At 63.2% G+C, this 13,372-nt stretch carries 10 protein-coding genes; all 10 read right to left on the minus strand.

Features of this window, described 5'->3' with window-relative positions:
• Positions 1 to 6: 6 nt before the first annotated feature.
• Positions 7 to 999, minus strand: coding sequence for a GyrI-like domain-containing protein (locus tag O3297_RS03005; RefSeq protein ID WP_305047706.1), 993 nt, complete (start codon positions 997 to 999; stop codon positions 7 to 9).
• A 49-nt stretch (positions 1,000 to 1,048) separates the two neighbouring features.
• Positions 1,049 to 2,335 carry an O-acetylhomoserine aminocarboxypropyltransferase/cysteine synthase family protein gene (locus O3297_RS03010; RefSeq protein ID WP_070259189.1) on the minus strand — a complete coding sequence of 429 codons (1,287 nt, stop codon included), beginning with the start codon at positions 2,333 to 2,335 and terminating at the stop codon, positions 1,049 to 1,051.
• Between the two features lie 94 nt (positions 2,336 to 2,429).
• Positions 2,430 to 3,341, minus strand: coding sequence for a carbohydrate kinase family protein (locus tag O3297_RS03015; RefSeq protein ID WP_305047707.1), 912 nt, complete (start codon positions 3,339 to 3,341; stop codon positions 2,430 to 2,432).
• The gene (locus O3297_RS03020; RefSeq protein ID WP_305047708.1) at positions 3,338 to 4,978 is read right to left on the minus strand and encodes an alpha-amylase family glycosyl hydrolase; all 1,641 of its coding nucleotides are present in this window, start codon (positions 4,976 to 4,978) and stop codon (positions 3,338 to 3,340) included. Before O3297_RS03020 ends, O3297_RS03015 begins: the two co-directional genes overlap by 4 nt.
• Before the next feature lie 2 nt (positions 4,979 to 4,980).
• Positions 4,981 to 5,871 carry a maltose ABC transporter permease MalG gene (malG, locus tag O3297_RS03025; RefSeq protein WP_034783032.1) on the minus strand — a complete coding sequence of 297 codons (891 nt, stop codon included), beginning with the start codon at positions 5,869 to 5,871 and terminating at the stop codon, positions 4,981 to 4,983.
• 10 nt (positions 5,872 to 5,881) lie between these two features.
• On the minus strand, positions 5,882 to 7,393 hold the full coding sequence (gene malF, locus O3297_RS03030; RefSeq protein ID WP_071653298.1) for a maltose ABC transporter permease MalF: 1,512 nt from the start codon (positions 7,391 to 7,393) through the stop codon (positions 5,882 to 5,884).
• Between the two features lie 140 nt (positions 7,394 to 7,533).
• Positions 7,534 to 8,754: a maltose/maltodextrin ABC transporter substrate-binding protein MalE gene (malE, locus tag O3297_RS03035; RefSeq protein ID WP_070259175.1), complete on the minus strand. Its 1,221-nt coding sequence runs from the start codon at positions 8,752 to 8,754 to the stop codon at positions 7,534 to 7,536.
• A 98-nt stretch (positions 8,755 to 8,852) separates the two neighbouring features.
• Positions 8,853 to 9,938 carry an ABC transporter ATP-binding protein gene (locus O3297_RS03040; protein ID WP_305047709.1) on the minus strand — a complete coding sequence of 362 codons (1,086 nt, stop codon included), beginning with the start codon at positions 9,936 to 9,938 and terminating at the stop codon, positions 8,853 to 8,855.
• Between the two features lie 222 nt (positions 9,939 to 10,160).
• On the minus strand, positions 10,161 to 11,798 hold the full coding sequence (locus tag O3297_RS03045; RefSeq protein WP_305047710.1) for an alpha-amylase family glycosyl hydrolase: 1,638 nt from the start codon (positions 11,796 to 11,798) through the stop codon (positions 10,161 to 10,163).
• A 291-nt stretch (positions 11,799 to 12,089) separates the two neighbouring features.
• Positions 12,090 to 13,103, minus strand: coding sequence for a substrate-binding domain-containing protein (locus O3297_RS03050; protein ID WP_305047711.1), 1,014 nt, complete (start codon positions 13,101 to 13,103; stop codon positions 12,090 to 12,092).
• Positions 13,104 to 13,372 lie beyond the last annotated feature (269 nt).

A 13,372-nucleotide genomic window follows, 5' to 3' on the forward strand; every position in this document is an offset into this window, starting at 1 on the left:
AGGAAGCTACAGGGGCCGCACGGGGATGCAGATGTCGCAGGAGAATTCGCCGGTGGCCGGGTCCAGCGCCGTGGCCGCGGAAAAGCGCTCGAAGCACGGGCGCTCATCCCACTGCAGGCCGCTGGCCGGCAGCCATTCGCGCGTCATGCGCGTCCATGTTTCGGCAATGGCGCTGGATGGTCCCTTGAATTGCGCCACCGCATAGCGCCCGCCCGGCAGGGTGGTGATGCTGGCCCGGCCGCCCGACTGGAACGCATCGGGCACGGTGACGCAGGCGTCGTAGCGGCATTTGGCTGGCGGCGTGATGCTGGGATCGTCATGGCCGATGCCGTAGCACGTCGCGTCGCCCAGGCCGTGCGACTGCATCCATGGCGCGATGGTGTCGCGCCAGAAGGCGCCGATGGCGGGACCGTAGGGGCCGATATGGCGCTGACACGCCACCGTGGCGGGCGGCAGGTCGAGGATGGTGACTTGCATGGGACTCTCTCTATGAAGTGGATTGGAGTGCCCATGGTGCTGGAAGTTCGGCCCGTTTTCCTGACCAGGATTGCGCATGGCCTGATCCGGATTGCTATCTTGCCGGCGCAGGCGCATGGCTGCGAGCATGGCAGCGTTTTTTGCGGCGATGCCGGCGCGCCAGGCCGTTGGCGTGCAGCCGAATTTCAGCTTGAAGGCGCGCGCAAACGCTTCGCCGGAACCGAAGCCCGTCGCCAGCGCGATGTCCAGTATCGTTTCGTCGGGACGGCAGGCCAGCCGCAGGGCGGCCGTTTCCAGGCGCCGGCGGCGCGCATAGTCGCCCAGCGTCTCGCCCATCCAGGCGGCGAATACGCGGTGAAAGTGGAAACGTGAAAAATGCGCGACGTCGGCCAGCTGGGCCAGGTCCAGCGGCGTGTCGAGGTGGCGGTCGATATGGTCAAGCACGGCATTCATGCGCCGCGCGTATTCGGCGCGGAAATGGCCGGATGTCGGCTGCTCAGAGGGAGTAGGAGGGGAAGACATGCCGCCGATTATGGCATGAAGTCCCCTCCGGGCGGCGTGGAAAAGAGGCTTACGCCGCGTTCAAGGCTTGCTCCAGGTCTTCGCGCAAGTCGTCGATATGCTCGATGCCGACGGACAGGCGCAGCATGTCTTCCGACACGCCTGCCTTCGCCAGTTCTTCGGGATTGAGCTGGCGGTGCGTGGTGGAGGCAGGGTGCGTGGCCAACGACTTGGCGTCGCCGATGTTGACCAGGCGCGTGAACAGTTGCAGGGCGTCGAGCACGCGGGCGCCGGCCGCGCGTGGATCCTCACCAGCCGCCAGTTTCAGGCCGAACGATAAAATGCCCGAGGCGCGGCCATTCATGTATTTCTTCACCAGCGCGTGGTCCGGGTGGTCTTCCAGGCCCGCGTAATTGACCCATGCGACTTTCGGATGCTGTTTCAGGTGCCTGGCCAGGGCCAGCGTGTTGTCGCAAATGCGGTCCATGCGCAGGGCCAGCGTCTCGATGCCCTGGATCAGCTGGAAGGCGGAGAGTGGCGAGATGGCCGCGCCCATATTGCGCAGCGGGACGACGCGCGCGCGGCCGATGAAGGCGGCGGGGCCGAACGCTTCCGTGTAGACGACGCCGTGATACGACACGTCCGGTTCGTTCAGGCGCTTGAAGCGTTCCTTGTGCTCGGCCCAGGGGAATTTGCCGCTGTCGACGATGGCGCCGCCCACGGTGGTGCCGTGGCCGCCCAGGTATTTGGTCAGCGAGTGCACGACGATATCGGCGCCATGCTCGATGGGACGGAACAGATAGGGACTCGGCACCGTGTTATCGACGATCAGCGGGATGCCGTGCGCATGCGCGATCTCGGCCAGTTTCGCTACATCGGTGACATTGCCCAGCGGGTTGCCGATCGATTCGCAGAAGATGGCCTTGGTGCGCGCGTCGATCAGGGCGGCGAAGGTCTCGGGCTGGCGCGCGTCGGCGAAGCGCACTTCGATGCCGATCTGCGGCAGGGTGTGGGCAAACAGGTTATAGGTGCCGCCATACAGCTGGCTGGCGGAGATGAAATTGTCGCCCGCTTCGGCGATGGTCTGGATCGCATAGGTGATCGCCGCCATGCCCGACGCCACGGCCAGCGCGGCCACGCCGCCTTCCAGCGCCGCGACCCGTTTTTCCAGCACGTCCTGCGTGGGGTTCATGATGCGCGTGTAGATATTGCCGGCGACCTTGAGGTCGAACAGGTCGGCGCCATGCTGGGCATTGTCGAAGGCGTAGGCCACCGTCTGGTAGATGGGGACGGCGGCGGCCTTGGTGGTCGGGTCGGGGGTGTAGCCGGCGTGCACGGCCAGGGTTTCGATTCTCATGTGGTCTCCGGTTGCTATAGTATGCGGTGGTGAAATCCGCAGCCATTGTGCCATGCGCCCGTTAGCTGGTTGCTACGCTTGATAGAATTTTAATTCATAAGCTAGTGCTGTCTTGATATAAGTCATGCAGCTCTGCCAGTCCGATGAACCGTTCATGCGTGCCGTTCTGCGCGCAGGCAAATGCGCCGCCGATGGCGCCGCGGCGCATAGCATCGTCCAGGCCCGCGCCGCCCAGCCAGGCATGCAGGAAGGCCGCCACGAACGAGTCGCCGGCGCCGTTCGTGTCTACCACGGGCAGCTTCAAGCCTGCCGTCGGCGTGTGACGCACGGTCTCGCCGCTCCGTTCCAGCAGATAGGCGCCGTCCGCGCCCGCCATGGCGATGACGGCCTGCGCGCGGCCTTCCGAGATAATGGCGCGCATGACGGACTCCGTACGCTCGCCCAGCGCTGCCGTGCTGAGGAAGACCAGGTCGGCGCGCAGCGCAAAGACCTTGTGGTGCGGGTTGACGCCATCCCAGTCGTGCAAATCCGTCGACACCGTGGTGCCGCACATTTGCGCATCGTCAAACAGCTCGGCCACCCAGCCCATGATGGAAAAGTGCGCATGGCGCGCCGGGCCCAGGTAGGGAAGGTAAAAAGCGGCTGGCATGCGCACGTCTTCCGGATGGCGGCCGTCGTACAGCGACAGCCGGCGCCCTTGCGGGTCGACCAGGTTGACGCTGCGCCGCGTGCCTGAGGGTTCGATAAGGTGTGAAAAATCGAGCCTGGCTTCCTTGTAGCGCTGCAGGATGGCCGCGCCCTGCGCATCGTCGCCGATGAAGTCGATGAACTTGCAGCGCAAGCCCAGCGCGTGGCAGCCCAGCGCCACGCCATTGCCCGTGTGCGCCACGTAGTCGCGGATGGGCGGCACGTGCAGCGAATCGGCGACGGGCAATTGCAGGTCGGGGACGCGCACGATCGTGTCGATGCCGGCGCCGCCGACCACTAAAATGTCATAGGTACTCATGGTGCAGCTTTCTCCAGCAGGACGGTGCCGGCCGCGTTCACCGCGACGGTGCCGTTTTTTACGATATAGGTTTGATTCGTGTAAGCGTCGCGCAGACTGGTGCCGTCGGCGAACACGCCGTGCACTTTCAGTTCGAGCGGGCCTTGCGCCTCGGGCACGGCGATGACGGCGTCGCCATCCATCACGCGGGCGAATGCGTACGGCTTGTCGTCGATGAAGCGGTGTTCGCCTCGCGCCAGGGCGGGGTGGCGCAGCCGGAACTGGCCCAGCTTGCGCGCATGCGCGAGGGTGGCCCCATCCATCGAGCTCCAGTTCATGTCGGAGCGGGTGGCCTGCTGTTCGTCGCCGATGGGCGCCGCGCCAGGCTGGCGCGCGCTTTCATCGCCATAGAACAGCTGCACGCCGCCCGGCGCCAGCAGCAGGGCGGACAAGCCATGTTTCAGCCGGTCGCGCGGGAACAGGCTGGTGTCGTGCGACGAGATATACGACAGGATGTCGTAGCGGGGGGCCGGGCCCTTGCCCAGCAAGCCCGCGTACTGGCGGTAGACGCCATCGATGCTTTTCCAGTCGCCGCCAGCGCGGCTTTGAAAGTCGAAATTGATCATCGAATCGAAACCGGCGTCATGCCAGCTGCTGCGCTCGGGGCCGTGGCCCCACGCTTCGCCCGTCATCCAGAACGGCGCGTCATCGATCTTTTGCTGCGGATGGCGCGCCTTCCAATCCTTGAGGGCATCGGTGGCCGCCGCGCGCAGGGCCAGCCAGCTTGCCGGCTCCACATGCTTGACGGTGTCGGCTCTGAAGCCGTCGACGCCGAATTCGCGCACCCAGTCGGCCAGCCAGTTGACAAGGTAAGTGCGGACAGTCGCATCGGGCAGGGCCACGGCGCGCGTGTCGGCCTTGCGCTGCAAAATCGGCGGCAAGCCCACGGCCTTGCCGCTCTCCGTGCGGAAGTCGGGCAGGTAGGCCAGCTGCATGGTGAAATCATCCTTGCCGCCGTCGGCGTAGCCGGGCAAGCCGGCGCGCACCCAGTCCGGGCCCCACCACTGCTTGAATTCGAAGTTGTTGTAGTCGATGAAGCTGTGATAGTCGCGCAGCACGGCCTGCTCATGGCCGGGCCACAGGACCGGCACCTTGTATTCGGACAGGGTGCGCAGGTCCGCGTAGCCGGGATGGTTCAGCACCACGTCGAACAGCACGCGGATGCCTTGCGCATGGGCCGTGTCTATCATCTCGCGCAGTTCCTCGCGCGTACCCATGTTGGCATCCATGGTCGTGTAATCGAGCGCCCAGTAGCCGTGGTAGGCGTAATGCTGGAATTGCTGCTTGCCGCCCACCACCCAACCGTGGATCTGCTCGTACGGCGCCGTGATCCACAGGGCGTTGACGCCCAGTTCCTTGAAGTAGCCAGCTTTGAGCTGCTGCGTGAGGCCGGCGATGTCGCCGCCGTGAAAGCTGCCGACATCGCCGCCTTGCGGGTCGGCGGCGCGGCCATAACTGTGGTCGTTGCCGGGATTGCCGTTGGCGAAACGGTCCGTTACGGCGAAGTAGACGATGGGGTTGTCAGCGAAGCTGAAGCTCGCTGCCTGCGCCGAAGCGCTGAGTAACAGGGCGGCCAGCGCAGTCAGGGAGCGTCGCATGGTCAGCCTTTCACGCCGCCAGCCGTCAGGCCGGAGATCATCCATTTTTGTGCCAGCAGGAACACGGCCGTGATGGGCAAGCCGGACAAAATGGCGGCCGCGGCGAAGTCGCCCCACAGGTATTTTTGTTCGTACAGGAACAGTTTCGAGCCGACGGCCAGGGTCAGGTTGTTCTGTTCATGCAGCAGCACGGAGGCGATCGGGTATTCGATGATGGCGCCGATGAACGACAGCAGGAATACCACCATCAGGATCGGCACCGTCATCGGCAGCAGCACGTAGATGAACGCCTGCCATTGCGTGGCGCCGTCGACCTTGGCCGCTTCCTCGATTTCGATGGGGATGGTTTGATAGTAGCCCTTGATGGTCCAGATATGCAGGGCGATGCCGCCCGTGTAGGCCAGCACCAGGCTGCCGTGGTGGTCGATGCCCAGCCACGGCACGTAGCTGCCCAGCACATCGAAGATGGCGTAGATGGCCACCAGGGCCAGCACGGCGGGGAACATCTGCAGCAGCATCAGCGCGGACAGGGTTTGCGACTTGAAGCGGAACTGCATGCGCGCGAATGCGTACGCGCAGGTGGTCGACAGCAGCACGGTGACGGTGGCGCTCATGCTGGCCACCTTGATGGAATTCCACAGCCACAGCAGCACGGGGAAATCCGGCTCGACCAGGGCGCCGTTGGGCGCCTGGTAAGACATGCCCAGCGCCAGGCGCCAGTGCTCGAAGCTGATCTCGGGCGGTATCAGGCTGCCCGAGGCGAAGTTGCCGGGGCGCAAGGAGATCGACAAGATCATCAGGAAGGGGAACATCACCAGCGCGATCAGCGCGATCACGGCGACATGGGCCGCCAGGATGCGCCAGCGGTTGGAACGGTCGACAACGATAGCCATATGCTGTCCTTTATGCTTTGTTCATGCGCGTCAGGCGCATGTTGACCAGCGAAATCGCGGCCACGAGGAAGAAGATCAGGGTCGAGATGGCGGCGGCCAGGCCAAAGTTCTGGCCGGAATCCTCGAACGCGATGCGGTAGGTGTAGGACACGAGCAAGTCCGTCGTGCCGGCCGGTAACGTTGTATCGAGGAAATCGGGACGCCCGCCCGTCAGCAAGCTGATTAGTACAAAGTTATTGAAATTGAAGCCCAGGCTGGCCACCATCAGCGGCGTCAGTGGCTTGATGATCAACGGCAACGTGATCTTGAAGAAATTCGTCAGCGGTCCCGCGCCGGCCAGGGCCGAGGCTTCGTACAGGTCCGACGGGATCGCCTTGATCAAGCCCATGCACACCACCATCATGTAGGGGTAGCCGAGCCAGGTGTTGACGATCAAAATCATGGCCTTGGCCAGCGTGGTGTCGGAGAACCAGGCAGGCTTGATGCCGAACAGGGCATCGAGCACGAGGTTGATTTCGCCAAAGTTATTGTTGAACAAGCCTTTGAAGACCAGGATGGAGATAAAACCCGGCACGGCGTACGGCAGGAACAGCAGGGTGCGGTACAGGCCGCGGAAGCGCAGCGCATCCCAGTTCAGCAGCACGGCCAGCACCATGCCCAGGCCCGTCGTCGTGGCCACGCTGATCAGGGCGAAAACGATGGTCCACACGAAAATGCGCAGGAAGGGGCCGCGGAACGCTTCATCGGAGAAGATTTTGACGAAGTTGGCGAAGCCGACATTGACCTTGAAGCCCGGTTCCAGCTTGGTACCGTCCGGCATTTCATAAAAGCCCGTCTTGAAGTTCGGTGTCACGAGCTCGCCCGTGGCGATTTTCTTCAGGGTCTTGTCGGGCAGTTGTTTGTAGACATGCGCGACGGGGCCGAATTCGCGCAAGCCCACCATGCGCAGTTCGATCTTGTTCGGCATGACCAGGGTGAGCAGCTTCAAGTCCTTTTGCAGGGCGATGATGTCCTTGATGGGCAGCGGCGCGGCCAGCACGGGCGCCTGCACGGGATCCAGCGGCGCCACTTCCACGTTCAGGGGGACGGCGCGCTTGAGGGCCAGCGGCTGCGTCAAGAGCACTTCGCCCGTGTCCGGGCTTTCCAGGCGCAGGCGGTATTCCTTGTTGTCGGCATGCACGGTCATGGCATAGCCGGCGCTTTCCACGCGCTGCGTCTCGTCGAGCAGGTATTGCGTGGCCCGCTCATACGTGAGCAGGTTGCGCGAACTGAAATTGGTAAAGCCGATCGACACCGTGTACACCATCGGCAGCAGCACGAAGACGATGACCGCCGTAATGCCGGGAAATAGATAACGGTAGGCATAGGCGCGCGGCGACGTGAAGACAAACGTCGTCAGGGTCAGCAAGCCGAGGAAAACGGCGGCCAGCATGGTCTGGCCGGAAATGTACAACATGAAGAGCAGATACAGACCCAGCGCCATGCTGATGGTCAATACCGTAGGGCCGATAAACTTGCGCACGATGGATACCTGTGAAGATGGAGTGATACGAGATGGCGTAGGTCGGATTAGCGGCTATGCCGCGTAATCCGACAACATTGTTGGCTGCTGGTGTCGGATTACGGCCCTTCGGGCCTAATCCGACCTACGCCTTGACCTGCTTAATTGGCGGTCGTAATCCGCTTCGCCGCCGCATCCAGGCCATCTTTGGTCGTCTGGCGGCCTTGCGTGATGTTTTCCAGCGCCGATTGCATCGACGACCAGAAGCGGCCCATTTCCGGGTTGTTCGGCATCGGACGGCCCGCTTGCGCGCTTTCCATCGTCGCCTGGATGTTCGGGTTGGCTTTCAATTCCGCGAACAGCACCTTGTTCGCTGGCGTGCCCAGCGGGACGTCGGCGTTGATGGTTTTCAGACCATTGATCTGCAGCATCTGGTTTTCCAGGAATTCCGTGGCCAGGTCCTTGTTCGGGCTAGCCTTGGAAATCATCGCGCCCAGCACGCCCACGAACGGGGTGGCCGTCTTGCCTGCCACGGTAGGGATCGTTGCCACGCCAAAGTTGATCTTCGACTTGCGCGCATTGTCCCACGACCATGGGCCGTTGATCATCATGGCGATCTTGCCCTGGTTGAAACCGGCTTCCATTTCCGCGTAGCCCGCGCCCTTCGGCATGGCGCCGCTGTTGATCAGGGTCATCAGCGCATTCACGCCTGCCTGCGAACCGGCATTGTTCACGCCCGTTTTTGCCGCATCGTAGCGGCCGTCGGCCTTGACTTCAAACGGGAAGCCGCCGCCCGCGCCCAGCAAAGGCCACGTGAAATAGGTGTTCGTGTAATCCCACAGGATGGCTTTCTTGCCTTGCGCGGACAATTTCTTGTCCAGCGCGGCGATTTCCTCGAAGGTTTTTGGCGGGGTCGGCACCAGGTCCTTGTTGTAGACGAGGGCGACGGCTTCGATGGAGATCGGGTAGCCCCAGGTCTTGCCGCCCACCGTGAAGGCATTCCAGGCCAGCGGCAGGATGGCGGCGCGCGCTTCCTTGCTTGGCGTCAATGGTTGCAGCAAGCCGGCGTCGATCCAGGTGCCGATGCGGTCATGCGGCCAGATCCAGATGTCCGGACCCTTGCCGGCGGCCGCTGCTTGCTGGAATTTGTTTGGAGCATCTTCCGGATGCTCGACGACGACCTTGACGCCCGTTTTCTTGGTGAATTCCTCGCCGACCTTGGCCAGGCCCTTGTAGCCCTTGTCGCCATTGATCCAGATCAGGAGGGTGCCTGCTTCGGCCGCGTTTGCCATGCTGACGGCGGCCAGGTTGCCGATGCCGGCCAGGGCGGCGGCGATCAGGGTGGTTTTGATGAAGCTGCGTTTCGCGTGTGTGAAGGACATGTCAATCTCCAGTGTCTTTTTTTATGTTAAGTATCAAGGCTGAGACGATACAACCAGGCCAGGCGGCGCCTGTAGCGCCTGGCCCTTTAAATTCGGAATCAGGTACGGGTCTGGCCATGCTCGTCGAACACGTGGACGCGGGCGGGCGCCACTTGCAGCGCCACGCTTTGGCCAATGGTCCAGTCCGTTTCCGCATCGGCGCGCACCACCAGCGGCTCGTCGCCGCCCGGTACTTGCACATACAGATAGCTGATGTCGCCCAGTTTTTCCACCGCCTGCACGGTGGCCGTGATGGCGGCAGTGGCGCCGGGTGCGCACGCCTGCACGTGTTCGGGACGCGCGCCGACGGTGACGGGGGTGCCGCTGGCCAGCGGCTGCGTCAGGACGGCTTGCAGCAGGCCGCCCGCGTTGGTGGCGATGGTGGCCACGCCGTCCGCGTAGCTGTGGATCTTGCCTTTGAGGAAATTCATGCGGGGCGAACCGAGGAAGCCGGCCACGAACAGGTTGGCGGGGTGGTGGTACAGCTCCAGCGGCGCGCCCACCTGTTCGATGCGGCCCGCGTTGAGCACGACGATGCGGTCGGCCAGGGTCATCGCTTCGACCTGGTCATGCGTGACGTAAATCATTGTCGAGCGCAATTCGCGGTGCAAGTTCGCCAGTTCGATGCGCATCTGCACGCGCAGCGAAGCGTCGAGGTTGGACAGCGGTTCGTCGAACAGGAAGACGTCGGGTTTGCGCACGATGGCGCGGCCGATGGCCACGCGCTGGCGCTGGCCGCCCGACAAGTCCTTCGGTTTTCGTTCCAGCAAGGGTTCGATGCGCAGGATCTGCGCGGCGCGTTGCACGGCGTCGGCGATCTGCACCTTGCTCATGCCGGCCAGTTTCAGGCCAAACGCCATGTTCTGCGCCACGCTCATGTGCGGGTACAAGGCGTAGCTCTGGAACACCATGGCGATGCCGCGCTTGGCGGGCGGCACGTCGTTCATGCGGGTCTTGCCGATGAATAAATCGCCGCCGCTGATCTCTTCCAGGCCGCAGATACTGCGCAGCAAGGTGGATTTGCCACAACCCGACGGTCCCACGAACACCATGAATTCGCCATCGGCGATCTCCAGGTCGATGCCGTGCAGGGTTTGCACGTCGCCATATGCCTTCTTCAGGCCTGTTAACTTCAGTCCAGCCATGTCTGTCGTCCTCAATCTCACTGAATGTGCCTGGCCAAATCTACTGCGCGTCGAGATTTGCGGCTGGCGATGCTCACTGTGCCTTCGCACAGCTGCGCTTCTCTGCTACAACTCTCATCCGCTCGCTACGATTTTGCCAGGCACTGATACGCTGTTATTTGGCCCCGCTGATGCGCGGGGCTCGTTATTGTAATTGGCGGCATGGCCGCCAAAGCCTGCGATTTACGCCAGGGTGCCGAACCAGCCGCCATGCGGAGGCAGGCTGAGCTGTTGGCCATCTTTGCTACCCGGCAAGCCGTGACCGGCCAGGTCGGCCGCTGGCGCCGCATCGGGCCAGGCGAAGGTGACCGCTTGCGTGCCCAGGTTGAAGGCGGCCAGGACGGACGGTTGGCCGGGCAAGTCGCGGCGCAGGGCCAGCACGGGTTCCGGTGCATCGAAGAAGACGATATCGCCGCGCAGCAATTGAGGCAGGGTGCGGCGCCAGGCGAGGATCTTCTGCGCAAACTGCAATGGCGAGGCGGAATCGTTTTCCTCGACATCAACGGCGCGGGCCAGATGCTCGGGCGGCACGGGCAGCCAAGGTTTGGCATTGCTGAAGCCGCCATGCGGCGCATCGGCCACCCATGGCATCGGCGTGCGGCAGCCATCGCGGCCCTTGAACTGGGGCCAGAACGGGATGCCGTACGGGTCTTGCAGCGCCTCGAAAGGAATGTCCGCTTCCGTCAGGGCCAGCTCGTCGCCCTGGTACAGGCAAGGCGTGCCTTTCAGCGCGGCCTGCACGGCCAGCACCACCTTGGCCAGCGATGGCGACGGATTCTCGCCGCCCCAGCGCGTCATGACGCGCACGCTGTCGTGGTTGCCCACGGACCAGGAAGCCCAGCCGTCGGCCACTTGCGCCTCGAATTCTTCCACTTGGGTGCGGATGTGCGCGGCCGAAAACTCCGCCGTCAACAAGTTGAAACTGTAGGCCATGTGCAGCTTGTCGGCGCCCGTGTAGGCAGCCATGGTGGCCAGCGCATTGTCGTCGCCCACTTCGCCGATGGAAATGGCCTGATATTCGTCAAGTATGGCGCGCACGCGCTGCAGGTAGGCGATGTTTTCCGGCTGCGTCTTGTCGTACACGTGCGCCTGCATGCCGTACGGGTTGATGGCCGACACGCTGCTCGCATCGCGCTGCACGGCGGGCGGATTGTCGCGCAGCAGCTGGTCGTGATACGGGAAGTTGCAGGAATCGAAGCGGAAGCCATCAACGCCGCGCTCGAGCCAGAAACGCAGATTGTCCAGCTGAGCCTGCTGCACGGCCGGATTGTGGAAATTCAGGTCGGGCTGGCTGGCGAGGAAATCGTGCAGATAGTACTGGCCGCGGCGCGGCTCCCATTGCCAGGCGGAACCGCCGAACACGGACAGCCAGTTGTTCGGCGCCGTGCCATCCGGTTTCTGGTCGGCCCACACATACCAGTCGGCCTTGGCATTGTCGTGGCTGGAGCGGCTTTCCACGAACCACGGGTGGTTGTCGGACGAGTGCGACAGCACCTGGTCGATCATCACTTTCAAGCCCAGTTCATGGGCGCGCGCCACCAGGCGGTCGAAATCGGCCAGGGTGCCAAACATGGGGTCGACGTCGCAGAAGTCGGCCACGTCGTAGCCGAAGTCCTTCATCGGCGACGTGAAGAAGGGCGAGATCCAGACGATGTCGGCGCCCAGGGCGGCGATGTAATCGAGCTTGGAGGTGATGCCAGGCAAGTCGCCGATGCCGTCGCCATTGCTGTCGAGGAAGCTGCGTGGATATACCTGGTAGATGACGGCGCTGCGCCACCAGTCGGCGGGCAGGTGGGCGAGATTGTTCTGGATGGTCGGCATGAATGATTTCTTAAAAGTTGCCTGTAGCCGTGGCTATCAGGGCAGCGCTGCTGGTTGGTAGGCGAACGTCTTATTTTAAAATTCAAAGCGCTTTGGGTATGAAATGAGTATAGTTCAAAGCGCTTTGAAAAGTAAAGCGATACACGCGCCAGACATACGATTTTTTTATGAGGGTGATTCAGGGAGGGGATGTTCATCCCCTGGCCGAAGACGAAACCCTATGCAAGGGCTGGGGTCAGACCCTGAGGGTCTGACCCCGGTATTTCGCGGGTTGCGCGGTGAGAGGCTGAATTATGCGTGTATTACGGGCCCTGCCGACTCGCCCGGCAGCAGTTCGCACGGCCACAGTTCCTGCAAGTCGGTGACGGGCGTGCCATCCATCAGGGCCAGCAGCATGTGGATCATCTTCGCGCCGGCGCCGCGCGGGTCGGGCTGGACGACGGTGGTGACGTTGTGCCCGGCCAGGGAATCTTCCATCACGCCCCAGACGATCAGCGACATCTCGCGGCCGATGGCGATGCCCGCGTCGAGCAGGGCGCGCACGGCGCCCACGCCCGACATGTGGTTGTCGACGATGACGGCCGTGGGACGGGGCGAGCGGGCCAGCAGGCGCTGCATGGCCTGGTAGCCGGCGCGGCGGTCGTGCGCGTTGTCGACCAGGTTGTCGGGGTCGACGGGCAGGCCGCCCGCCTGCATGGCGTGCTGGAAACTGTCGACGCGCTGGCGCACGAAGTTCAAGTCCGGCGTGGCGCTGATCAGGCCGATGCGCTGGTGGCCCAGCTGCGCCAGGCGCTCGACTGCCAGGCGCATGCCCGCCTCGTTGTCGTAGTCGAACCACGCGTGCGGCTGGTTCAGCTGCGTGCGGCCATGCGCGACGAACGGCATGCCCTGCTGCGCCAGGTAGGCGATGCGCTCGTCGAATGGTTTCGTGCGGCCGACAACCAGGCCATCGATGCGGCGGCCCTTGACCATGCGTTCATAGGTGTGGAATTCGTTGGTGGCCGAAGCGGGCGCGATCATCATGTCCATCTGCTGCGCTTCCAGCGCTTCCGACATGCCGCCCACGATGTCGATGAACATGGGGTCGGCCAGGTCGTTCGGCATCAGCGGGTAAATGATGCCGACGATGTTCGTGCGTCCCACGGCCAGGCTGCGCGCCATGGGGTTGGGACGGTAGCCGGCCGCCTGCGCGGCGGCCAGCACCCGCTCGCGCGTGCGTTCGCTCACTTCCGGATAGCCATTCAAGGCGCGGCTAACGGTGGTTTCGGATATTCCTAGCGTTTTGGCGAGATTTTTGAGGTTCATGGATGCTGCAGTTGGGGTCTATCCAGGGTGGATCGGGAGCGATGCGGTGCGATGACGGGTAGTTTATCTGATAAATGCCGGAATGATCAGGGTCATGACAAGCGGCGGCAGCATCCAAAAAAATACGCGGGCAAACCCAGGGGCGCCCGCGCTAAAAGAGGATACTGCTGAATCACTACATTGAAGCTGCCGGCCATCGCGTGCAGCGGCGAAATGGTGGGTCCGGATATTACTTGCCCCTGGATGAGCGGGCGGTGTTGCTGCCACCG

Source organism: Janthinobacterium sp. SUN128 (genome assembly GCF_030587275.1).
In the GTDB taxonomy this organism is placed as follows: domain Bacteria; phylum Pseudomonadota; class Gammaproteobacteria; order Burkholderiales; family Burkholderiaceae_D; genus Janthinobacterium; species Janthinobacterium lividum.

Bases quoted from the DNA above. Each gene is read 5' to 3' on its own strand.
- O3297_RS03005 (WP_305047706.1), bottom strand. From the start codon at position 999: ATGTCTTCCCCTCCTACTCCCTCTGAGCAGCCGACATCCGGCCATTTC.
- O3297_RS03010 (WP_070259189.1), bottom strand. From the start codon at position 2,335: ATGAGAATCGAAACCCTGGCCGTGCACGCCGGCTACACCCCCGACCCG.
- O3297_RS03015 (WP_305047707.1), bottom strand. From the start codon at position 3,341: ATGAGTACCTATGACATTTTAGTGGTCGGCGGCGCCGGCATCGACACG.
- O3297_RS03020 (WP_305047708.1), bottom strand. From the start codon at position 4,978: ATGCGACGCTCCCTGACTGCGCTGGCCGCCCTGTTACTCAGCGCTTCG.
- malG (WP_034783032.1), bottom strand. From the start codon at position 5,871: ATGGCTATCGTTGTCGACCGTTCCAACCGCTGGCGCATCCTGGCGGCC.
- malE (WP_070259175.1), bottom strand. From the start codon at position 8,754: ATGTCCTTCACACACGCGAAACGCAGCTTCATCAAAACCACCCTGATC.
- O3297_RS03040 (WP_305047709.1), bottom strand. From the start codon at position 9,938: ATGGCTGGACTGAAGTTAACAGGCCTGAAGAAGGCATATGGCGACGTG.
- O3297_RS03045 (WP_305047710.1), bottom strand. From the start codon at position 11,798: ATGCCGACCATCCAGAACAATCTCGCCCACCTGCCCGCCGACTGGTGG.
- O3297_RS03050 (WP_305047711.1), bottom strand. From the start codon at position 13,103: ATGAACCTCAAAAATCTCGCCAAAACGCTAGGAATATCCGAAACCACC.